1 protein-coding gene is annotated in these 399 nt (G+C 31.6%); it reads left to right on the top strand.

The genetic code is table 11. The features are described from left to right. Positions 1-399, top strand: a 399-nt coding sequence (locus tag BAA9072_RS23985; RefSeq protein WP_201717051.1) for a class I SAM-dependent methyltransferase, incomplete at both ends; no start/stop codon positions are given.

Genomic DNA, 399 nt, shown 5'->3' with positions numbered 1-399 from the left:
ACCCTTTAATAGAGAACAAAAAATCTTGTTTGTTGGCATAGGAACGGGAGCTGATTTAGAGTTAATCAATTACTCTGACTTAGATATCACAGCCATTGATTATTCACCTGATATGCTTGAAAAGGCAAAAACAAAGTTCAAAGATTCCACGATTAAATTTTTAGAGATGGATGCTCAAAATATGGTTTTTGAAGATGAATCTTTTGACTATGTAGTAGCAAATCTAATACTTTCCGTTGTACCAGATGCTAATAAATGTTTTCAAGAAATCGCGAGAGTTTTAAAGAACGAAGGAAAAATAATTATTTTTGATAAATTCGCCCCTAAAAATAAAAAGCTTTCATTACCAAAAGTGCTTATAAGACCAATTATTAGCGTATTAGGAACTGATATTGGTCG

The sequence above is a fragment of the Rossellomorea arthrocnemi genome (genome assembly GCF_904424705.1).
GTDB classification, from domain to species: domain Bacteria; phylum Bacillota; class Bacilli; order Bacillales; family Bacillaceae_B; genus Rossellomorea; species Rossellomorea arthrocnemi.
Note: the sequence above shows the minus strand (reverse complement) of the source record. Positions and strands in the feature narration are given on the sequence as shown.